General features: G+C 69.3%; 14 protein-coding genes. 6 read left to right on the top strand and 8 right to left on the bottom strand.

The genetic code is table 11. The features are described from left to right. The first annotated feature begins 249 nt into the window (after positions 1-249). A complete protein-coding gene (locus tag FCN22_RS17605; RefSeq protein ID WP_137122868.1) occupies positions 250-1,512 on the top strand; it encodes a GNAT family N-acetyltransferase in 1,263 nt (420 codons plus the stop codon). A 26-nt stretch (positions 1,513-1,538) separates the two neighbouring features. Here the strand turns inward: FCN22_RS17605 and FCN22_RS17600 are convergent, their stop codons facing one another. The 7 genes from FCN22_RS17600 to glgP all read right to left on the bottom strand — a co-directional run bounded on the left by FCN22_RS17600 (position 1,539) and on the right by glgP (position 11,971). Further along, positions 1,539-2,939 carry a GH1 family beta-glucosidase gene (locus tag FCN22_RS17600; protein WP_137122867.1) on the bottom strand — a complete coding sequence of 467 codons (1,401 nt, stop codon included), beginning with the start codon at positions 2,937-2,939 and terminating at the stop codon, positions 1,539-1,541. 10 nt (positions 2,940-2,949) lie between these two features. Then, the gene (locus FCN22_RS17595; RefSeq protein WP_238384811.1) at positions 2,950-4,950 is read right to left on the bottom strand and encodes a cellulase family glycosylhydrolase; all 2,001 of its coding nucleotides are present in this window, start codon (positions 4,948-4,950) and stop codon (positions 2,950-2,952) included. Continuing rightward, on the bottom strand, positions 4,950-5,792 hold the full coding sequence (locus FCN22_RS17590) for a carbohydrate ABC transporter permease (RefSeq protein ID WP_202911656.1): 843 nt from the start codon (positions 5,790-5,792) through the stop codon (positions 4,950-4,952). The genes FCN22_RS17595 and FCN22_RS17590 overlap by 1 nt, the downstream gene beginning before the upstream one ends. Next, on the bottom strand, positions 5,785-6,756 hold the full coding sequence (locus tag FCN22_RS17585) for a carbohydrate ABC transporter permease (protein ID WP_137122866.1): 972 nt from the start codon (positions 6,754-6,756) through the stop codon (positions 5,785-5,787). Before FCN22_RS17585 ends, FCN22_RS17590 begins: the two co-directional genes overlap by 8 nt. A 13-nt stretch (positions 6,757-6,769) precedes the next feature. After that, positions 6,770-8,110, bottom strand: coding sequence for an ABC transporter substrate-binding protein (locus FCN22_RS17580; RefSeq protein WP_137122865.1), 1,341 nt, complete (start codon positions 8,108-8,110; stop codon positions 6,770-6,772). 150 nt (positions 8,111-8,260) lie between these two features. Beyond that, positions 8,261-9,328: a LacI family DNA-binding transcriptional regulator gene (locus FCN22_RS17575; protein WP_137122864.1), complete on the bottom strand. Its 1,068-nt coding sequence runs from the start codon at positions 9,326-9,328 to the stop codon at positions 8,261-8,263. Positions 9,329-9,382: 54 nt separating this feature from the next. Beyond that, positions 9,383-11,971, bottom strand: coding sequence for an alpha-glucan family phosphorylase (gene glgP / locus FCN22_RS17570; protein ID WP_137122863.1), 2,589 nt, complete (start codon positions 11,969-11,971; stop codon positions 9,383-9,385). 171 nt (positions 11,972-12,142) lie between these two features. On the opposite strand from glgP, the gene FCN22_RS17565 reads away from it, so the two are divergent. The 5 genes from FCN22_RS17565 to pgm are packed head-to-tail and all read left to right on the top strand — an operon-like array spanning position 12,143 to position 21,242. After that, complete coding sequence (locus FCN22_RS17565) at positions 12,143-14,179, top strand: maltotransferase domain-containing protein (protein WP_274381623.1); 2,037 nt, start codon at positions 12,143-12,145, stop codon at positions 14,177-14,179. Beyond that, on the top strand, positions 14,179-15,900 hold the full coding sequence (gene treS / locus FCN22_RS17560; RefSeq protein WP_137122862.1) for a maltose alpha-D-glucosyltransferase: 1,722 nt from the start codon (positions 14,179-14,181) through the stop codon (positions 15,898-15,900). Before FCN22_RS17565 ends, treS begins: the two co-directional genes overlap by 1 nt. Beyond that, positions 15,893-17,317 (top strand): maltokinase N-terminal cap-like domain-containing protein, encoded by a 1,425-nt coding sequence (locus FCN22_RS22735; protein ID WP_338016662.1) that lies wholly within the window; start codon positions 15,893-15,895, stop codon positions 17,315-17,317. Before treS ends, FCN22_RS22735 begins: the two co-directional genes overlap by 8 nt. Before the next feature lie 3 nt (positions 17,318-17,320). After that, positions 17,321-19,546, top strand: coding sequence for a 1,4-alpha-glucan branching protein GlgB (gene glgB / locus FCN22_RS22730; RefSeq protein WP_338016661.1), 2,226 nt, complete (start codon positions 17,321-17,323; stop codon positions 19,544-19,546). A gap of 49 nt (positions 19,547-19,595) precedes the next feature. Then, positions 19,596-21,242, top strand: coding sequence for a phosphoglucomutase (alpha-D-glucose-1,6-bisphosphate-dependent) (gene pgm / locus FCN22_RS17550; protein WP_137122861.1), 1,647 nt, complete (start codon positions 19,596-19,598; stop codon positions 21,240-21,242). Positions 21,243-21,255: 13 nt separating this feature from the next. Here the strand turns inward: pgm and FCN22_RS17545 are convergent, their stop codons facing one another. Further along, positions 21,256-22,509, bottom strand: a complete 1,254-nt coding sequence (locus tag FCN22_RS17545; RefSeq protein WP_137122860.1) for an ATP-grasp domain-containing protein — start codon at positions 22,507-22,509, stop codon at positions 21,256-21,258. Positions 22,510-22,512 lie beyond the last annotated feature (3 nt).

Genomic DNA, 22,512 nt, shown 5'->3' with positions numbered 1-22,512 from the left:
TGCCGATGCGGCGCCGCCTGCGAACGGGACAACACCTCCAACGCCTCACGCTGACCAGCCGACATCTGCAACGGGGACGCGGGTGAGCTCATAAACGCCAGTCTACCAACGCACCACCCAGTTATTTGCGAGACGCACCACTAGCTGCGGCGACAACGGCCTCTCGAGGGGCCGTTGGCGCCGCCTTTGTCGGAGCCCAGTCGGGAAACCCGGTTGCGCTGGGCCCCGGGGTGACGGTTCATTGGTCGGATGGCAGATGTGCGTGTGGTCCCGGCCGATGATGCCCAGCGATACCTCGACACCGACGAGCTCGTGTGGTTTGCCGAGCCCTCGGCAGAACCAGCCGCTCGGGCGCTGTCCGGGCTGCGGGAGGACCAGCGGTTCGGGGCCGAGGTCGCGGGTGGCGACCCGGCCTACTACGCCGGCGTCTACGGCGTCTACGCGCTGACCGTCACGGTGCCCGGGCCGCACGAGAGCCTGCGGCAGGTGCCCGTCAGCGGGCTCACCTTCGTGGGCGTGCACCCCGACGAACGACGCCGGGGGGTCCTGACGGCGATGTTGCAGGACCACTTCGGGCGGGTCCGTGAGGGCGACTGGTCGGGCCTGTCGGCGCTGCACGCGAGCGAGCCGTCGATCTACGGCCGACACGGCTACGGCGTCGCCTCGTGGGAGACGCGGTTGACGCTGGCGCGGGGAGCGACGCTCACCGCACCCGGGCTGGAGGAGGAGGTCCAGCAGCTCCGGACCCGGCTCGCCACGACCGGACACGCTGGTGTCGCCGCGCGGATGCGGGCGGCGGCGCTGCACGCCGGGCGGACCCGGCTCGGCTCCGTGGTGCGCGAAGAGATGACCTACGAGATGTTCGGGCGGGACACCCCGCAGACGACACGCGACAAGGAACCACAGCGCGCACTGTTCGCCGTGCGGGACGGCGTCGACGTCGGCTACGCGTGGTTCCGCCGCGCGGAGAAGTGGGAGGAAGGGCGACCCGAGGGCACCGTCAAGGTCGGCGAGCTCGTGGGTGACCCGGCGGCGGAGCTCGCGCTCGTCCGCCGCCTGGTCGACCTCGACCTCACCAGCTCGGTCGTCCTGCACGGCCGCGGCGTCGACGACCCCGTCGTCCACTGGGCCGGTGGTCCGCGCACCATCCACGGGCCGACGGCGGACAGCCTCTGGCTCCGGCTGGTCGACCTGCCCCGAGCGCTCGAGGAACGGGGCTATGCCGAGTCCGTCGACCTGGTCCTGGACGTCGAGGACGCCGCGTGCGAGTGGAACCACGGCCGGTGGCGGCTCACGGTCGGCGACGACGGCACCGCCCGGGTCGCGCGGACCGACGACGAACCGGACCTGCGGCTGACCACCCAGGTGCTCGCCTCGGTCTACCTCGGTTCACAGAGCCTCGTCGTCCGGCACACCGCGGGACTCGTGGAGGAGCTGCGCGACGGCGCGGTGCGCCGGCTGGACAAGGCGCTGCGGATGCCGCAGCCGGCGGCTGGAGCAGTGGGCTTCTGACCCCACTTTCGGGGGTGGTCGGGTGGTCAGCCCGTCGGGGCCGCGCCCGCGTGGTGGTCTGCGATCAGCCGCCGGTACCAGTGGTAGCTCGCCTTGGGGGTGCGCACCTGCGAGTCGAAGTCGACGTGCACGATGCCGAACCGCATCCGGTATCCCTCGGCCCACTCGAAGTTGTCGAGCAGCGACCAGCAGTAGTAGCCACGCACGTCGACTCCCTCGTCGATGGCCTGTGCGACGGCGCCGAGGTGGTCGGACAGGTAGCGCACCCGGAGCCGATCGTCGACGGTGCCGTCGTCCGCCACGGTGTCCAGCCCCGCCGTGCCGTTCTCGGTGATGTAGATCGGCGGCAGGCCGGGGTAGGTGTCGTGGAGCCAGACGAGCAGCCGGCGCAGCCCGTCCGCCTCCACCGGCCAGCCCATCACGGTCGTCGGCTCGTCGTCGCGCACGACCTGGGCGTAGCCGAGGTCGTCGGCCGTCCGGCGGGCGGGGTCCGGCTCGTCGTGGGGAGCCTGCTCGACGTTCAGGGGGAAGTAGTAGTTGATGCCCAGGAAGTCGATCGGGGCGCCGATGGTGGCCAGGTCTCCCTCCCGGATGAAGGACAGGTCGCTGACTCCCTCGTATGCCGTGCGCGCCAGCTCCGGGTAGCGCCCGGCAAGGACGGGGTCGCTGAACAGCAGGTTGGAGGCCAGGAGCGCGCGGTCGGCGGCGGCGCGATCCTCGGGGCGGTCCGACGCAGGGGCGACCGGCTCCAGGTTGAGGGTGATCCCGACCCGGTGGTCGGCGGCGGCGCGGTCGCGGAACTGCTGGACCACCAGGCCGTGCCCCAGCAGCAGGTGGTGCGCCGCGGCCAGGGCCCCGTCGCCTTCCCTCGCTCCGGGAGCGTGCCGCCCGGTCGCGTAGCCGAGCATCGACGAGCAGTAGGGCTCGTTGAGGGTGATCCAGCGCGTCACCCGGTCGCCGAGGTGGTCGGTGACCAGCGCGGCATACTCCGCGAAGCGCTCCGCGGTGTCCCGCAGCCGCCAGCCGCCGGCGTCCTCGAGGGCCTGCGGCAGGTCCCAGTGGTACAGAGTCGCGGTCGGTGTGATGCCACGCTCCAGCAGGGCGTCGGTCAGCCGGTCATAGAAGGCCAGACCGGCTGCGTTGGCGGGTCCCTTGCCATCCGGCTGGATCCGCGGCCACGCCACCGAGAACCGGTAGCTGTCCACGCCGAGGTCCGCCATCAGGGCGACGTCCTCGGGATAGCGGTGGTAGTGCTCGCACGCCACGTCGCCCGTGTCCCCGCCCACGACCTTGCCCGGCGTGTGGCTGAAGGTGTCCCAGATCGAGGGACTGCGTCCGTCCTCGTCGACCGCGCCCTCGATCTGGTAGGACGCCATCGCGACGCCGAACTCGAATCCCGGTGGTAGTGCGATGTCTTGGCTGCTCATCTGAATTTCCTCAGCTGGTGCGGATGGTGGGTGTGGTCTCGGCCTCGGGCGCAGGCGTGCGGATCAGCTCGAGGACCCGGACGCCGTAGGGTGGCAGGGTCACCTCGTCGACCCCGACGGCCTGCCCGATCTCGCACAGCTGGTGGCCCTGCTCGACCTCGGGTCGGACGGTGAGCTGGTGGGGTGCCTCGCTGACCAGCCAGGCAAAGCGCCGCCCGTCCTCGTGAGTCAGTCCGTCGACGAGGACGGCGGGATCGTCCACGCCCACCGGCGGGCTGAGGTCGGCGGCAGAGGCCAAAGCCCGGTAGAGCCGCCAGGTGTCCTCGGGGTTGACCCGCGCGGTCGCGGCAGCGAGGTATTCGATCGGATAGGTGCACAGGACCACCTGACCCGCGCCGATCTCGTGGCGCAGCAGGGCGGCCCGGCCGTGGGAGTCGCGGGCCAGCACTTCCGCCCCAGCGGGCTCGACCGGCAGGTGGGCCCGGCCGTGCGCGCCGCCGCCCGCTCTGAACCGCAGGGTGGCGCCGGCCGGCAGGTGCCCCCACGGGCGCTCCATCACCAGCTCGACGGTCTCGTCCTCGATCGGGTCGTTCAGCCCGTAGGTCAGCAGGGTCCGGACGCCGAAGAGCCGCTCGGTGGTCGGCCACCACGGCCCGCGCTGGAACGGGCTGTCTCCCGTGCCGTAGGACACGAACACCGTCGCACCCGACCTGGCCAGCTCATCGAGCCGGTGCCACGCCGGGGCGGTCAGCGCCTTGCACGAGGGGACGAGGTAGAGGTTGTATCCACCCGCGATGCCGTCCGTCTCGCGCTCGAAGCCGGGTCGCAGGTCTGCCTCACGCGCCGCGATGTGGGCCTGTTCCGTGGCTGAGAACACGTGCTGGCGTTCGTGCTCGTCGTGGGTGAACGGCGCGCCGATCTCGAGGTAGCTCGGCACGACCAGCGCCGTCTGCGTGGGCCACCGCTCGCAGCGGGTCGGCTCGACGGCGTCGAGAACCGTCCGGAAGGCGGCGAGCTCCCGCAGGGGCGGCTTGGGCTCGCCCGTGTTCGTGGTGATGCCGAAGTGCATCTCGAACGCGTGGTGCCGATAGGGGTCCTGGTCGACCAGGTGGTCGTAGTCGGTGTTGTTCCAGGCGATCCAGCCGGTGGCGCCACCGAGCAGGGAAAGGTGCAGGACCTGCCGGTAGTAGTGCGCCGCGTGCTCCTGTGAGACGAAGTCGCTGCTGAGCCCGAACTCCTCGAGCACGACCGGCCGGTCCGCCACCGCCGACAGCTCGCACGTCAGCGCAGCCTTGAGGTGCTGGCGCACCACGTCGTCCTCCATCGGGTAGACGTGCGGCCCGACGAAGTCGCTCATGGCGCCGAGGTCGCGCACCGAGAAGCCGTTGTCCCGGCCGGTGACCTCGATCCCCCAGGCGCCGTCACCGATGGAGACCGGCTGGGTTCCTCCCCCTGCGCGAATCGCCTGCACCATCAGCTCGGCCCAGCTCGAGACCGCTTCGCGCTCGGCCGGCTCGCCGTAGATGGGCATCTCGTTGGAGACGAGCCAGCCCGCGACCGCGGGATGGGCGGCGAATCGGGAGGTGAGCTCCCGCGCATACCAGGCTTGCCGGGCCACCATCCAGGTGTCGCGGTAGAGATCGCGACCCTGCCGCCACACCGGGTCCCAGTTCTCCCCCGACATGTGCCCGACGATGAAGGTCGGGATCGTCGTCATGCCGACCTCGCCATGGGCTTCGAGGAAGTCGGCGAACCGCTCGCACAGGGTCTCGTCGAGGCGGTGCGGCTCCGGGTGGAAGTCGGGCCAGTAGAAGAACGACCGCGTGAGACCGAGGCCGTGCTCGCGCAGCACGCGCAGCTCGGCCCTGACCACGGCACCGTCGTAGTTGCGCCACATCAGCGGCCCCCCGGTGCGGGACCAGAAGTTCACGCCCAGCCAGGTGACCGGCCGGCCGGCGACGGAGACACTGCTCCCCGGCCGCTGCATGCCGCGGCCCTGGGTGGCGGCCACTACTTGACCGCGCCGGAGGTGAGGCCCGCGACCAGGTACTTCTGCAGCAGCAGGAAGCCGATGACGACCGGCACGCTGACCACGAGTGACGCGGCCATGACCTGGTTCCAGTAGACGTTGATCTGGGTGGAGTAGGACTGCAGCCCGATGGACAGCGTCTTGGTGCTGTCGTTGGTCATCTGCGAGGCGAAGAGGATCTCGCCCCAGGAGGTCATGAACGAGTAGACCGCCACGGCGATGACGCCGGGCCGGGCCGCCGGCAGCACGATCCGGAACAGCGCCCCCATCGCACTGGTCCCGTCGACCCGCGCGGCCTCGTCGAGATCACGCGGGATCCCGTCCAGGTAGCTGGCCAGCATCCAGATCGAGAACGGCAGGGAGAAGGTCATGTAGGTGATCGTCAGGCCCACGCGGGTCTGGTAGAGCAGGGTGAACCCGAGCGTCTTGTCGATGTTGACGAAGATCAGGAACAGCGGCAGCAGGAACAGGATGCCCGGGAACATTTGTGTGGACAGCACGGTGCCGGTGAACAACCGGCGGCCGCGGAACCGGTAGCGCGACACGGCATACGCGGCAAAGATCGCGATGACGACGCTGAGGACCGTGGAGACAGTGCACACGATCAGGCTGTTGACGAAGTACCTCGCCAGCGGCACCGTGCTCCAGATGTCCACGAAGGGCCGCAGCGTCGGGTGCGTCGGCCACCAGTGGAACGCACCCTGGACGTCACCGAGCGGTTTGAGCGCCGAGGTGACCATCACATAGAGCGGGACCAGGGTGAAGGCGCCGAGGAAGATGATGGTGACCCACCGGAAGACCTTGAAGGAGCGTTGTTCATGCACGGCGCGACCTCCGGCTGGTGACGAGGAGGTAGATCCCCGTGACGACGAGGAGCAGCAGCAACAACAGCACCGACATGGCGGCGCCCAGGCCGAAGTTCCAGTTGACGAACGAGTTGCTGAAGATGTGGATCGAGATGATGTCGGCGGACGGGGGCGGGGTCGGTCCGAACAGGACGAACGGGGTGTTGAAGTCGTTGAAGGTCCACAGGAAGAGCATCAGGACGAGCACGACGTTGACCGGCTTCAGCACCCCGAGGGTGATGTACCGGACCTGCTTCCAGGTGCCGGCTCCGTCCACGGCTGCGGCCTGGTAGAGCTCGTCGGGAACACTCTGCATCCCGGCCATGAGCATGAGGAAGGCGAAGGTCCAGGCGCGCCAGATGTTGACGACCGCCATCGACGTGAAGGCGTTGTTACCGATCAACCAGAAGGTCGGGGTGTCGATGACGTGCAGGTTGTCGAGCAGCACGTGGTTCACCAGGCCGTTGTCGCGCTGGAGCATGAAGCTCCAGGTGATGATGCCGGCGTAGATCGGCAGGGAGTAGGGCACGAGAAACAGCGTCCGGAGCGTGCCCTGTCCCCGGAACCTGCGCTGCAGCGCCAGGGCTCCAGCCATGCCGAAGGCCCACGCGACGGCGACGACGATCACCGTGTAGAGACAGGTGATGAGGAAGGAGTGCACCAGGCTCTTGCCGATGGAGCCCGAGAAGTCGAGCGCGATGCCGTAGTTGCCGAACCCGACGAAGGGCGCCGCCGACCAGTTCGCGATGAAGAACTGGGTCAGCTCCACGAAGCTCATCCAGACCCCCACGAGCATGGGGATGATGTGGATGATCAGCTCCAACAGCACCGCCGGCACGACCAGCAGGAACGGCGTGGCGCGCCCCCAGGACAGGGAGCGACGCCGCGCCGGTCTGCCGGTGCCGGGCTTCTGGGAAGCCTCGGCACGCGTGGTGAGGGTCATCTGCGGGTTCTCGTCAGCTCGCCGAGGCCATCTTGTCCTGGGCCTGCTGCAGCGCGGCCTTGATGTCCGCGTCGGTGACGGTCTTGCCGGTGGCGGCCTGGGCCAGCAGCCCGTTGACCGCGTTGCCGACGTTGGTCTCGAACGCCGACTCCGCGGGGACCAGCGGCAGCGGCTCGGACTTGTTGGCCAGCACCTCGGCGAAGGCCTTGGCCTCGTCCTTCTTGCTGGTGAAGTTGACCGTGCCGTTCTTGACCACCGGCAGCGCCGTGTAGGGCTTGTCGAGGATGGCCTGCTCCTCCGGACTCGTCATGAACTTCACGAACTTCAGCGCGGCATCCTTGTTCTTGGTGTTCTTGAAGATCGACAGGTTGATGCCGGCCACGAAGCTCGCGACGTCCTTGCCGCCCGGGGGCAGCGGGTTCGGGGCGGGGATCGAGACGACGCCGTACTCGCTCGGCTTCATCCCGCCGTTGGCCTGGAGGACGTTGTCGGCGTTGTTCTGGCTCATCAGCATCGCGGCCTTGCCCTTGGCGAAGTCCGTCGGCGCCTCCGGCCCGTTCTTGTACTGCACGCTGCTCGGGTTGACGACCTTCTGGCTCATCAGGTCGACATACTGCTTCACCCCCGCGACCATCCCGGGGGTCGTGAACGTCGGCTTGCCGCTGTCGTCGAACGGCTGACCACCGTTCTGCCGGCCGAAGATGAAGGCGAAGTGGACGCTCTCGGTGTAGCTGCCGCCCTCCATCGCCATGCCGTAGACGCCCTTGCTCGGGTTGGTGAGCTTCTTGGCGTCGGTCATCAGCTCCTGCCACGTCGTGGGCGGCTGGAGCCCGGCGTCGGCGAACATCTTCTTGTTGTAGTAGAGGCCGTAGACCAGACCGTAGAGCGGCACCGAGGTCGGGTCCTTGCCCGGCGCACCGCTGGTCGCGAACGAGGCCTCGACGAACTTGTCCTTGCCGCCGATCGCGTCCAACGCCTTGCTGTCGAACGGCATGAAGGCACCGGTCGCCTGCAACGAGGCCGCCCACGTGTTGCCGATGTTGAGCACGTCCGGGCCCTGGCCGCTCGTGGTGGCCGCCAGGATCTTGTTGAGCAGGTCCGGCCAGCCGATGACCTGGAGGTCGACGTGGACCCCGGTCTGCTTCTCGAACTTCTTCAGCTCCGGGCCGAGCACCTCCTTGTCGTTCTGGATGCTCGTGCCCTGGTTGCTGGCCCAGTAGGTGATGGTGGTGCTGCCACCGGCGGTGGATCCGCTGCCACCTCCGCTCGAGGCGTTTTCTGTCGACCCGCCGCAGGCGGCCGTGGTGGCGACCGCCAGCAGGACGACGGTTGAGGCAATGGTTCGAGACTTCACGGGGACTCCCTGTGCTTCTGCGGGACCGGTCGCGTGTCCGTGTCCGGGATGATCTCTCCATTGGAGCACTTACCCGGTTCAGTTGTCAGTAGCCCGGGAGACTTCCGTTACCAAATCTTGACCTTTGTCGGCAGCCGACCCGGCCGGCCCTCAGGCGGTGGCTGGAGCCGGTCCGGTGCTCTCCCGGGCGCGCAGCGTGGACGGCGGCACCTGGATCAAACCGTCCCGACCGACGTGGATGTGGTCGAGCAGCACGGTCGCCGCGAGGGCGCCGAAGCCGGGGGTGTCGCGCTCGAGGGCGGTCAGTGGGGGGTGCACCACCGTCGTGAGGTTGGTGTCGTCCCAGCTGATGACCGACAGGTCCCGTGGGATGCGCACGCGTCGCTGGGACGCTGCCGCCAGACCGCCGAGGGCCATGACGTCGCTGCCGTAGATGATCGCGGTGGGCGGCTGCGGAGAGTCGAGCAGTTCGCCGGTGATCTCTCCCGCCTGGGGCCCCATGTAGGACGAGGTGACGGTCGTGACCTCGAGCCCGAGGGCTGTGGCTGCCCGGCGCACCCCGCGCCGTCGCCCCCGTTCGTGGGCGAACTCCAAGGGGCCGCTGATGTGCGCGATGTGCCGATGCCCCAGCTCCGCGAGATGCATGACCGCAGAACGGGAATCAGCCGCCTGGTCGGTCCACAGGCACGGGATGGAAGTGCCCTTGATCGGGCCTCCGCAGAGCACCGCCGGCACCCCGATCCGCTCCACCGCGGCGATCCGGGAGTCGTGGTAGCGCTCGTCCAGGAGGATCACCCCGTCGATGCGTCGCTCACCCCACCACCGCTCGTAGGTGCGCAGTTCCTCCTCCGGCCGGTCGCCGACCACGCGCAGCAACAGGCTGCTGCCCCGCTCCGACAGGACCCGCTCCAGACCGGCGAGGAAGCGCATGAAGAACGTCTCGACGGTGAGCAGCTCGGCGGGCCGCGAGAGCACCAGGCCGACGACCCCGGTCTGGTTGGCCGACAGTGCGCGCGCGCTGCTGCTGGGGTGCCAGCCGAGCTCGGCCGCCAGCCGGGTCACCCGATCCCGGGTCTCGGCGGCGACACCGGGCTGACCGTTGAGCGCATACGACACGGCGGCCTTGGAGATGCCGAGCCGACGCGCGAGATCGCTCATCGTCACCCGCTGCCCGCCGTTGCCCGGACTCGGTCCGGTTCTCCCCGCCTGCACGTCCATGGCCGTAGAATCTCACTGAACCAGTTCAGTAGTCCAGTCCGGCTGCGGCCGGGATCAGGCGTTGACGACCAGTCCCAGCTCGCTGGCGTGGGCCAGACCGGCGTGCCGGGGCACGACCCGCACCGTGTAGCCGAAGGGACCGGTGCGGCTCAGCGCCAGATCGCCCTCGAACCGGTGCCGTCCCGCCTCGTAGGCCTCGCGGTGCGCCAGCGGGACGCACTCGACGTCGCTCAGCTGGTCGAGCTCGTTGGCCCGCCCGTGCACGAACTGCACCTCGACGTCGTCCGGGGAGAGGTCACCGAGCGAGACGTAGGCCAGCACGTGCAGCCGGTCGCCGATCTGGGGCGAGTCGGACAGGCCCTGCGACTCGACGTGGTCCACGTGCACGGCGGACCAGCCGTCACGCACCCGCGTGGTGTAGGCGGCGAGCTCCTTGGCGCCCGTCCAGCCCGGCCGCTCCATCGCCCAGCCGGCCCTGGCCGCGGGCACGTAGAGACGCTCGGTGTATTCGCGCACCATCCGTGAGGCCAGGACCTTGGGCCCCAGCGTGTTGAGGGTGTGCCTGATCATGGACAGCCAGCGCGCCGGCAGCTTGCCGTCGGCGACGTCGTAGAAGCGGGGCACGACCTGTCCTTCGATCAGGTCGTAGAGGGCCGCGGCCTCGATGTCGTCGCGCCGGTCGGCGTCCTCGACGCCGTCCGCTGTGGGGATCGCCCAGCCGTTCTCGCCGTCGTACCACTCGTCCCACCAGCCATCCAGGATGGACAGGTTGAGCGCGCCGTTGAGGGCCGCCTTCATCCCCGAGGTGCCGCACGCCTCGAACGGCCGCAGGGGGTTGTTCAGCCACACGTCGCACCCCGGGTAGAGGTACTGCGCCATGGCGATGTCGTAGTTGGGCAGGAAGACGATGCGGTGCCTGATCTCGGGGTCGTCGGCGAACTGCACCATCTGCTGGATCAGCTTCTTGCCGGTCTCGTCCGCCGGGTGCGCCTTGCCGGCGATCACGAGCTGGATCGGCCGCTCCGGGTCGAGCAGCAGCTTCTTCAGCCGGTCCGGGTCGCGCAGCATCAGCGTGAGCCGCTTGTACGTCGGCACCCGACGGGCGAACCCGATGGTGAGCACGTCCGGGTCGAGCACCTCGTCCACCCAGCTGAGCTCAGCGGCCGTCGAGCCACGCTTGAGCCACGAGGACCGCACCCGCCTCCGGGCCTCGGTCACGAGCTGGTTGCGCAGCTCGCGTTTGGTCGCCCAGAGGTCTTCGGCGGGGATCCGGTCGATCGACTCCCACGCGTCGTCGCGCTCCAGGTCGGTGGAGCCGAGGTGACGCTCGGCCAGGTCGTAGACCAGCCGGTCGACCCACGTCGGCGCGTGCACCCCGTTGGTGATGCTGGTGATCGGCACCTCGACGTCGTCGAAGCCGGGCCACAGGCCGTCGAACATCTCCCGGCTGACGACCCCGTGCAGCTTCGACACGCCGTTTGCCCGCTGGGCCAGCCGCAACCCCATGACGGCCATGTTGAACACGTCGAGCTGGCCACCGGGGTAGGTCTCGGCGCCGAGCGCCACGAGCTGGTCCACCGGGACGCCCGGCAGCGCGTTGTGGCCGCCGAAGTAGAGCTCGATCTGGTCCTTCCCGAACCGGTCGATGCCGGCCGGCACGGGGGTGTGGGTGGTGAAGACCGTGGCCGCCCGCACCGCCTGCACGGCCTCGTCGAAGGTGAGCCCGTGGCCGGTGACGAGCTCACTGATCCGCTCGATGCCGAGGAAGCCCGCGTGGCCCTCGTTGGTGTGGTAGACGTCCGGGTCCGGCGCACCGGTCAACCGCGACCACAGCCGCAGGGCCCGCACGCCGCCGATGCCGAGCAGCAGCTCCTGCTGGAGGCGCTGCTCCCCGCCACCGCCGTAGAGGCGGTGGGTGAGGTCTCGGGCCGCGTCGTCGTTCTGCGGCACGTCCGAGTCGAGCAGCAGCAGCGGGACCCGACCGACCTCCGCCTTCCACACGTGGGCGTGCAGCACCCGTCCGGCAGGCAGCTCCACCGTGACCGCGCAGGGGCTGCCGTCCTGCTCGCGCAGCAACGACAGGGGCAGGTCGTCGGGGTCCAGCACGGGATAGGTCTCCTGCTGCCACCCGGCCGCGTCCAGGGACTGCTTGAAGTAGCCGGTCTTGTAGAACAGGCCCACGCCGACGATCGGCACGCCGAGGTCGGACGCGGTCTTCAGGTGGTCACCGGCGAGGATGCCGAGGCCACCGGAGTACTGCGGCAGGGCCGCGGTGATGCCGTACTCCGGGCTGAAGTAGGCGATGCTGCGCGGGTGCGCGTCCGCGCCGCCCTCCTGCTGCTGCGACCACTGCTGGTACCACCGGGGACGTTCGAGGTACCGACGCAGCCCGGCCGCGGCCTGGTCCACCCGATCCACGAAGGCGTCGTCGGCGGCGAGTCCCTGCAGCTCGTCGGCCGAGAGCGCCGACAACAAACCGGAGGGCTCGCGGCGCACTGCCTCCCAGCGCTGCGGGTCGATGCTCTGGAAGAGGTCGCGGGTCTGGGGGTGCCACGACCACCGCAGGTTCATCGCCAGGTCACCGAGAGCGGAGATGCGCTCGGGCAGGACGGTGCGCACGTTGAAACGTCGGATTGCCTTCACGGGCCAAGAGCATAGGCGGCGAGGTGCCCGGCCGGGCAGCCAGCCACGGACCCGTCCGCGATCTGGAAGGCACCGTCTCACGGCCGGGCCGAGCCTGCGCCCCGCACGCTCCCCCACCCTCGTGGGCGCGGGCCGCTCGCGTTTGGCCGCGGAACGAGTAGCGTCTGCTTCGTGACAGCCCGCGCCACGACTGCCAGCCCTCTGACCGCCGCTGCCCAGATCCCCGTGGGCCGCATTCCCGTGCAGGACGTCCGACCCTGCGTCGACTGCGGCGACAGACCCGCCAAGTCGGTGGTCGGCGAGCAGTTCGACGTCACCGCCACCGTCTTCCGGGAGGGCCACGACGCGGTGAACGCCACCGTGGTGCTCACCGGTCCGGACGGCAGCGAGCAGCACGTGCCGATGACCCTCGTCTCCGCCGGCCTCGACCACTGGTCCGCGGTCGTCGGCGCCGACCGGGTCGGGATGTGGTCCTACCGGGTGGAGGGCTGGTCGGACCCCTATCGCACCTGGGAGCACGACGCCTCCATCAAGGTCGCAGCCGAGGTCGACACCGAGCTCATGCTCGAGGAGGGCGCCCGGGTCCTCGAGCGGGCCGTCACGGAGGTCACCCGCACGCCCGAGCAGGCCCAGCCGCTGCGCGACGCCGTGGTCGCGCTGCGCGACGTGAGCAGGCCTGCCATGGTCCGGCTCGAGGCCGGCACCTCGCCCCAGGTGGAGCGCGAGATCGCGGCGCGCCCCTTGCGTGACCTGGTCAGCCCCAGCAAGGAGCACCCCTGGCTCGTGGAGCGGGAACGAGCGTTGTATGGCGCGTGGTACGAGATCTTCCCCCGCTCCGAGGGCGCGTGGCAGGACGAGGAGACGGGGCGGTGGACGTCCGGGACGCTCGAGACCGCGGCGCAGCGGCTGCCCGCCATCGCCGACATGGGCTTCGACGTGGTCTACCTCACACCGGTCCACCCGATCGGGATGGTGGGCCGCAAGGGTCCCAACAACACCCTGTCCGCGGACGAGCACGATCCCGGCTCCCCCTATGCCATCGGTTCGGCCGAGGGTGGGCACGACGCCATCCACGCCGACCTGGGCGACTTCGACGACTTCGACGACTTCGTGGGCAGGGCCGAGAGCCTGGGGCTGGAGGTCGCGCTCGACCTGGCCCTGCAGTGCGCACCGGACCACCCATGGGTCACGTCCCACCCGGAGTGGTTCACCACGCGGGCCGACGGCACCATCGCCTACGCGGAGAACCCGCCCAAGAAGTACCAGGACATCTACCCGCTGAACTTCGACAACGACCCGGAGGGCATCTACGCCGAGGTGCGCCGGGTGGTCCAGGTCTGGATCGACCACGGCGTCAAGATCTTCCGGGTCGACAACCCCCACACCAAACCGTTGGAGTTCTGGCAGTGGCTGATCAGCGATGTCGCCGTCGACACACCGGACGTCATCTGGCTGGCCGAGGCGTTCACCCGCCCGGCGATGATGCACGCGCTGGCCAAGGTGGGTTTCCAGCAGTCCTACACCTACTACGCCTGGCGCAACACGACGTGGGAGCTGGAGGAATACGTCCGGGAGCTCGCGGGTGAGTCCGCGACCTACATGCGCCCGTCCTTCTGGCCGACGACCCACGACATCCTCACGCCCTACATGCAGTACGGCGGCCCAACCGCCTGGAAGGTGCGCGCCGCGCTCGCCGCAACCATGGTGCCGACCTACGGGATCTATGCCGGCTACGAGCACGTCGAGCACGTGGCCCGGCCGGGCGCCGAGGAGCAGATCGACAACGAGAAGTACGAGTACAAGGACCGCAAGTGGTTCGAGCGCGAGCCGGGCGGCGCCCGCGCCGGCCAGACGCTGGCGCCCTATCTCAAGCGGCTCAACGAGATCCGCGCCGCGCACCCGTCCCTGCACTGGTTGCGCAACATCTCCTTCCACCACGTCGACGACGAGAACCTCCTCGCCTTCTCCAAGCGAAGGACCGTCGACGGCCGCGACGACGTGGTCATCGTCGTCGCCAACGTCGACCCCCATGCGACCCGCGAGTCATGGCTGCACCTCGACATGCACGCCCTGAGCATGGAGCACGACGAGTCCTTCCTCGCCCACGACCTGGTCACCGGGGACTCCTGGCACTGGGGGGAGCACAACTTCGTCAGACTCGGCCCGGACGGCGAACCGGCGCACATCATCCACGTGAGGAGGTTCTGATGCAGGGTCTCAACCTGGCCCAGCCGGGCCTCAAGCACGACCCCGACTGGTTCCGCAAGGCTGTCTTCTACGAGGTCCTCGTCCGCGCCTTCGACGACTCCAACGGTTCGGGCGCCGGCGACTTCAGCGGCCTGGTGGGCAGGCTGGACTACCTGCAGTGGCTCGGCATCGACGCCCTCTGGCTGCCCCCGTTCTACGCCTCGCCGTTGCGCGACGGTGGTTACGACATCGCCGACTACACGGCCGTGCTGCCCGAGTTCGGCACCCTGCCGGAGTTCACCGAGCTGGTCTCGCAGGCGCACGCGCGCGGAATCCGGATCGTCACCGACCTGGTCATGAACCACACCTCCGACCAGCACCCGTGGTTTCAGGCCTCGCGCGCCGACCCGGAGGGTCCCTTCGGCGACTTCTACGTCTGGTCCGACACCGACGACAAGTACTCCGACGCCCGGATCATCTTCGTGGACACCGAGGTCTCCAACTGGACCTTCGACCCGGTCCGCAGACAGTTCTTCTGGCACCGGTTCTTCTCCCACCAGCCCGACCTCAACTTCGAGAACCCCGCAGTCCAGGAGGCGATGTTCGACGTCGTGCGTTTCTGGATGGACATGGGGATCGACGGGTTCCGCCTCGACGCCGTCCCCTACCTGTTCGAGGAGGAGGGCACCAACTGCGAGAACCTCCCGCGGACGCACGAGTTCCTCGCGTCGCTGCGGGCCATGGTCGACGAGGAGTACCCCGGCCGGATCCTGTTGGCCGAGGCCAACCAGCTCCCCTCCGAGGTGGTCGACTACTTCGGCACACCGGAAGCACCGGAGTGCCAGATGTGCTTCCACTTCCCCGTCATGCCTCGGCTCTACTACTCGCTGCGCGAGGAGAAGGCCGCGCCGATCATTGACGTGCTGGCACAGACACCACCCATCCCACCGGGCACGCAGTGGGGGACCTTCCTGCGCAACCACGACGAGCTCACCCTCGAGATGGTCTCGCCGGAGGAGCGCGTCGCCATGTACGGCTGGTACGCGCCCGACCCGCGGATGCGCGCCAACGTCGGCATCCGCCGCCGACTCGCGCCGTTGCTCGACAACAGCCGGGCCGAGATCGAGCTGATCAACGCCCTCCTGCTGTCCCTGCCCGGTTCGCCCTGCCTCTACTACGGCGACGAGATCGGCATGGGCGACAACATCTGGCTCACCGACCGCGACGCCGTCCGCACCCCGATGCAGTGGACGCCCGACCGCAACGCCGGCTTCTCCTCCGTGGACCCGGGCAAGCTCTACCTCCCGGTCATCTCGAGCCTGATCTACCACTACAACAATGTCAACGTCGAGGCCAACATGGCCTCTGGCGCCTCACTGTTGCACTGGATGCGCGGCATGCTGCAGGTCAGGTCGCGGCACCCGGTCTTCGGGATGGGGGTCTTCGAGTCATGCACCGCAGACAACGAGGCGGTGCTGGCGTTCACCCGCGCGATGGACCCCCAGGAGAGCTCGGAGGTCGAGGGCTTCGCCAGCGTGCTGTGCGTCAACAACATGTCCAGCCGGCCGCAGGCCACGACGATCCGTCTCCCGGACGTGTTCAAGGGCCGCCAGCTGGTCGACCTCTTCGGCGGCACCGGCTTTCCCCCCGTCTCCGACGACGGTTCGGTCATGCTGACCCTCGGGTCACGCGACTTCTTCTGGCTGGGCCTGCAGGCTCCGGGAGGCCTCGTCCATGGCTGAGGTCCACCACCACGCGACGCTGACGCCGACCAAGCTCGAGCTCCTGCCGGACTGGATGGCACGTCAACGCTGGTATGCCGCGAAGGGTCACCAGCCACGGTTGCGCTCGCTCTGGTCGTGGCGGCTCGACGACCCGAGCGGTGCGGTCGGCATCGAGATCCTCGTGGTGGCTGACGACTCGGGCACCCGTCCGGTCGTCTACCAGGTGCCGTTGACCTATCGCGGTGCGCCCCTGGAGGGTGCCGACCATGCCCTGGTCGGCACGCTGCAACACAGCGTCCTCGGACGACGCTGGGTCTATGACGCGCCGCACGACCCCGTGTTCACCACCCAGCTGCTCGAGCTCGTGCTGGGACGAGTGACCGCCCAGGCCGGCAGCGTCTCGGACACGCCCGAGCCTGCCGTGGTCGCCCGCTGTGCCGCCGTGGCCCCGGACCTTCGGGTCCTGGACTACCGCGTGCTCTCGGGCGAGCAGTCGAACACCTCGGTCATCTACGACGCCGTCGACACTGCCGGGGCGCCACGACCGGTGATCGGCAAGCTGTTTCGCGTGCTGCACTGCGGCGAGAACCCCGACGTCGTCCTGCAGACGGCTCTGGCCGAGGCAGGGTGCGACCGTGTGCCGACCCCCGTCGGCGACGTGAGCGCCGCATGGCCCGACGAGTCCGTCGCAGGAGGCACCGCGCGTGGGCACGTCGCCTTCGTGCAGGAGTTCCTCCCAGGGGTGCAGGACGCCTGGCGTGAGGCGCTGGCGGCGGCACACGAGGACCGCGACTTCAGCGCCGGCGCCCGGGCGCTCGGACGCGCCACGGCCGAGGTGCACCAGGTCCTCGCCACCGTGCTGCCCACCGAGGCGCCGACTCCCCAGCAGAAGTCGGAGCTGGTGGAACGCATGCGTGCCCGGCTGCGTGACGCGATCGCGAGTGTGCCGTCGCTGGCGGGTGCGGCGGACGCCGTCGACGACCTCTACGTCGCCGCTGAGCGTGCGGACTGGCCCGTCCTGCAACGGATCCACGGCGACTACCACCTGGGGCAGGTGCTCGACGCCCCGGGGCGGGGATGGGTGCTGCTCGACTTCGAGGGCGAGCCGATGCGCCCCCTCGCCGAGCGCTCCGAGCCGGACGTGGCACTGCGCGACGTAGCGGGCATGCTGCGGTCGCTCGACTACGCTGCCGGGTCGGTCGCCAAGGACAACGGTCTCGACCGGGCCCGTTGGGCCACGGCGGCACGAACGGCGTTCCTCGAGGGTTACGGCGAGTCGGCAGGACGTGATCCGCGCGCCGACGCCCCTGTGCTGGACGCCCTCGAGCTCGACAAGGCGCTCTACGAGGTGGTCTACGAGGCCCACAACCGACCGAGCTGGATCTCCATCCCCACGACCGCGATCGCCCGCCTCGTCGCGGGCTCGAGGAGCTGACCCGTGTCCGAGACACCGCCCCCCACTGCCCTGGCCGTCGACCGCCACGAGCTTGCCGCCGTGATCAGCGGTCAGCACCGCGACCCGCACTCGGTCCTCGGCGCGCACGGGCGCGACGGCGCGGTCACCATCAGGGCGCTGCGGCCTCTGGCCCAGAGCGTGACCGCGGTGCTCCCCGACGGGACGCGCGTCCCGCTCGCCCACGAGTTCGAGGGCATCTGGGCGGGCGCCGTTGCCCTGGACGAGGTGCCCGACTACCGGTTGCTCGTGGCCTACGGCGACGGCTACGAGCACCACCAGGACGACCCCTACCGCTTCCTACCCACCCTCGGCGACGTCGACCTGCACCTGATCGGTGAGGGCCGGCACGAACAGCTGTGGACCGTGCTCGGTGCCCACGTCCACCGGTATGACGGGCCGCTGGGCGAGGTGCGCGGCACCTCCTTCGCCGTGTGGGCACCCCACGCCCGGGCGGTGCGCGTCATCGGCGAGTTCAACCAGTGGAACGGGCTGACCCACCCGATGCGCTCACTGGGACCGACCGGGGTGTGGGAGCTGTTCGTCCCCGGCGTCCAGGAGGGGCAGCGCTACAAGTACGAGATCCTCAGCGCCCGCGGGGTGTGGCACGCGAAGGCAGACCCACTGGCACGCGCCTCGGAGGCACCGCCTGCGACGGCCTCGGTGGTGACCAGCTCGTCATACGCGTGGCAGGACGACCCCTGGCTGGAGCAGCGTCGCCGGGAGGACGCGCACACCGGGCCGATGAGCGTCTACGAGGTGCATCTCGGTTCGTGGCGGCAGGGTGAGTCCTACCGCGAGATCGCCGACCATTTGAGCGCCTACGTCAAGGACCTGGGCTTCACGCACGTCGAGCTGCTGCCGGTGATGGAGCACCCCTACGGGCCCTCCTGGGGCTACCAGGTCACCGGCTACTACTCCCCCACGGCGCGCTACGGCACGCCCGACGACTTCCGCTACTTCGTGGACACCATGCACCGGGCCGGGATCGGCGTCATCCTCGACTGGGTGCCCGCGCACTTCCCGCGCGACGCGTTCGCGCTGGCCCGCTTCGACGGGCAGGCCCTCTACGAGCACCCGGACCCGCGCCGCGGCGACCAGCCCGACTGGGGCACCCACATCTTCAACTTCGGGCAGCCGCAGGTGCGCAACTTCCTCGTGGCCAACGCGCTCTACTGGCTGGAGGAGTTCCACGTCGACGGTCTGCGGGTGGACGCCGTCGCCTCGATGATCTACCTCGACTACTCACGCAAGCCCGGCGAGTGGGTGCCCAACGTCCGGGGCGGCCGCGAGCACCTCGAGGCGGTGGCGCTGCTGCAGGAGACGAATGCCACGGCGTACAAGCGCACCCCGGGCATCGTCACCATCGCGGAGGAGTCGACCTCCTGGGCCGGTGTCACTGCTCCGACGGACCGAGGCGGGCTGGGCTTCGGGCTGAAGTGGAACATGGGCTGGATGCACGACTCGCTCGACTACATGGCCGAGAAACCGATCAACCGGCAGTACCACCACACCATGCTCACGTTCCCGCTGATGTACGCTTGGAGCGAGAACTACGTCCTCCCGATCAGCCATGACGAGGTCGTCCACGGCAAGGGTTCGCTGCTGCGCAAGATGCCGGGAGACCGGTGGCAGCAGCTGGCCAACCTGCGGGCCTACCTCGCCTACATGTGGACCCAGCCCGGCAAGCAGCTGCTCTTCATGGGCTGCGAGTTCGGCCAGGAGTCGGAGTGGGCCGAGTCGCGCAGCCTCGACTGGTGGTTGCTCCAGCAGCCCGCGCACTCGGGTGTGCACTCGCTCGTGCGCGACCTCAACGCGGTCTACAGATCGCGACCGGCACTGTGGGAGCTCGACGCGGACCCGGCCGGCTTCCGCTGGCTGGACGCCGATGACCACCGCGGAAACACCTTGTCCTACCTACGATTCGGTCGACCGGACGAGTTAGGGGAGCGCCCCGTCGTGGCCTGCCTGATGAACTTCAGTGGTCAGCCTCGTGGAGAGATGCGCGTCGGCCTGCCGCGCGGCGGCCGCTGGAACGAAGTGGTCAACACCGACGCCGAGGCCTACGGGGGATCCGGGGTCGGCAACCTCGGCTCGGTCATGGCGGAGGAGACGCCCTGGCACGACCAGCCGTTCTCCGCCGTCGTCACGCTCCCGCCCCTCGGCGGCCTCTGGCTCGAGCCGGCCGCCGAGGAGGCCGAACTCGACTGACCACGGCCTGAGCCAGCCCGCCAGCCCGCACCCTGATGGAGGAACCGCGATGAACGACTCCCGCGCCGGCACGCCGGCCCAGCCCGCAGACCTGGTCGACGTCGCGCACCTGGTCACCGCCTACTACACGCAGGTGCCCGACCCGGGCCAGGTGGAGCAACGCGTGGCGTTCGGGACCTCGGGGCACCGCGGCAGCAGCCTGGACACCGCGTTCAACGAGACGCACATCCTCGCGACCACCCAGGCCATCTGCGACTACCGGCGTGAGAAGGGCTATGACGGACCGCTGTTCGTCGGACGCGACACCCACGGCCTCAGCGAGCCGGCGTGGGCGTCGGCGCTGGAGGTCCTCGCCGCCAACGACGTCACGGTGCTGGTCGACGACCGGGACGGCTACACACCGACTCCCGCGGTGTCGCACGCGATCCTGCGGGCCAACCGCGGCAAGGGTGGCGGGAGCTCAGGGCTTGCGGACGGCATCGTCGTGACCCCGTCGCACAACCCGCCACGAGACGGCGGCTTCAAGTACAACCCGCCCAGCGGTGGTCCGGCGGACACCGACGCGACCCGCACCATCGCCGACCGGGCCAACGCGCTCATCGAGGCCGGGCTGGAAGGGGTGCAGCGCATCCCCTTCGCCCGCGCGCGGGCTGCCGCCACGGCATACGACTTCATGGGGACCTATGTCGACGACCTGCCGAACGTGGTCGACCTCGAGCAGATCCGGTCGGCCGGTGTCCGCATCGGCGCCGACCCCCTCGGTGGCGCGAGCGTCGCCTACTGGGGCGAGATCGCGGAGCGGCACGGACTCGACCTCACCGTGGTCAATCCCCTCGTCGACCCCACGTGGCGCTTCATGACCCTCGACTGGGACGGCAAGATCCGGATGGACTGCTCGTCGCCGTCGGCCATGGCCTCGCTGATCGAGCGCAAGGACGACTTCGACATCTCGACCGGCAACGACGCCGACTCCGACCGCCACGGCATCGTCACCCCCGACGCCGGCCTGATGAACCCCAACCACTACCTGGCCGTGGCGATCCGCTACCTCTACGGCGGTGCTCGCCCGGGCTGGGCGCCCGACGCGGCAGTCGGCAAGACGCTCGTGTCGTCCTCGATGATCGACCGGGTCGTCGCCGACCTGGGTCGAACCCTGACCGAGGTGCCGGTCGGCTTCAAGTGGTTCGTGCCGGGGCTGCTCGACGGCTCGATCGCGTTCGGTGGCGAGGAGTCCGCCGGCGCCTCGTTCCTGCGCCGCGACGGCAGCGTGTGGACCACCGACAAGGACGGCATCATCCTCGCGCTGCTCGCCTCCGAGATCCAGGCCGTGACGGGCGAGTCACCCAGCCAGCACTACGCCGGGCTGGTCGAGAAGTTCGGTGACCCGGCCTACGCACGGGTCGACGCGCCAGCCTCCCGCGACCAGAAGGCAAAGCTGGCGGCGCTCTCCCCCGATGACGTGACCGCGGACTCCCTGGCGGGGGAACCGATCACCGGCAAGCTCACCAAGGCACCGGGCAACGACGCGAAGATCGGCGGGCTCAAGGTCACCACGGAGAGCGCCTGGTTTGCCGCCCGCCCGTCGGGCACGGAGGACGTCTACAAGATCTACGCGGAGTCCTTCCGCGGGCCCGAGCACCTCGAGCAGGTGCAGGCCGAGGCCCGCGAGGTGGTCGAGGCCGCCCTCACCTCCTGACGCGTCCTCCCGCTCAGGCCGCCAGCCGCGCGCTCTCGTCCTTGACCCACAGGCCGACCAACCCACGGAAGTGGCCGAGGAACCGGTCGAGTTCGTGCGGCGGGTAGGTGGACCGCACGGTGTCCACCAGCAGGGTGTCGAACTCCGGTGACTGCACCCACTCCAGGACCATCTCGTCGAGGTGCGGGAACGCCTGGGCGCAGAACTCCTCGTAGCGCGCCTTGTCGAAGTGCTGGTCGGCCAGCTTCTGGTAGCCCGCGAGCTTGTCGCGGTAGCCCAGCGCCTCCTGGTCGGCGACCGCGAACCACGGGTCGGGGTCGACCTGCGTCCTGGCCTTGCGACCGGTGGCGAGGCAGAAGGTGCTCCACTTCAGCAGCGCCTTCATCGCCCAGGGAAAGTAGTAGTGCAACGAGGTGACGGCCACGTCCGGGCAGGCATTGGCGTAGTCGATCGGGTAGACCACCCCGTCCTTGACGAGCATCTCGCAGGAGTTGAACTCCCACCGGAAGAAGGCGTTGACGGTCTGCGCGATGGTGACCGCCTCGGCACCGACCTGCGGCGTGAGGAAGTCGTAGGCGACGGCATACCGGTCGTGCATGGGCAGGTCCGGGCGGAACTTCATGATCATGCTCTCAGGACCGATGGTCAGGGCCCGGGCGAACACCTCGTAGCCGTCGACTGCGGCCTGCAGGTGCATGAGCATCTCGCCCGAATCGTCATACGCGCGGTGCAGATCGGCCTGGTTCTTGATCATGGAGACCCCGCGCCACGCACCTCCGTCGAACGGCTTCATGAACATCGGGTAGCCGATGCCGTTCGCGATCGCGTCCAGGTCGAACGGCTGGTTGTACTTGGACGACGTGTAGGCCCAGCGGACGTTGTCGACCGGGTTCTTGTAGGGGACGAGCACGGTGTCGGGCACGTTCATCCCGAGGCGCATGAGCGCGCAGTAGGCCGAGTGCTTCTCCATCGACTGGAAGGTGAAGGGGCTGTTGAGCAGGTAGACGTCGTCCATCAACGCGACCTTCTTCAGCCATTCGCGCGGGTGGTAGTACCAGTGCGCGAGGCGGTCGATGACCAGGTCGTCGTGGGGCTTGTCGCGGAGGTTGAACGGCTCGATGGTCAGCCGTTCGGTGGTGAACGAGTGCCGGGCCCCCGAGGAGTCGCTGATCACCCCCAGCCGCCGCACGAGGGCCTCGAACGCCCTTGGCCAGTCCTCCTCGGCGCCGAGGAGGAGACCGATCTGGTGCGTGCGCGAGGAGGCCATGCT

The organism is Segeticoccus rhizosphaerae, assembly GCF_005222685.1.
GTDB classification, from domain to species: domain Bacteria; phylum Actinomycetota; class Actinomycetes; order Actinomycetales; family Dermatophilaceae; genus Segeticoccus; species Segeticoccus rhizosphaerae.
Note: the sequence above shows the minus strand (reverse complement) of the source record. Positions and strands in the feature narration are given on the sequence as shown.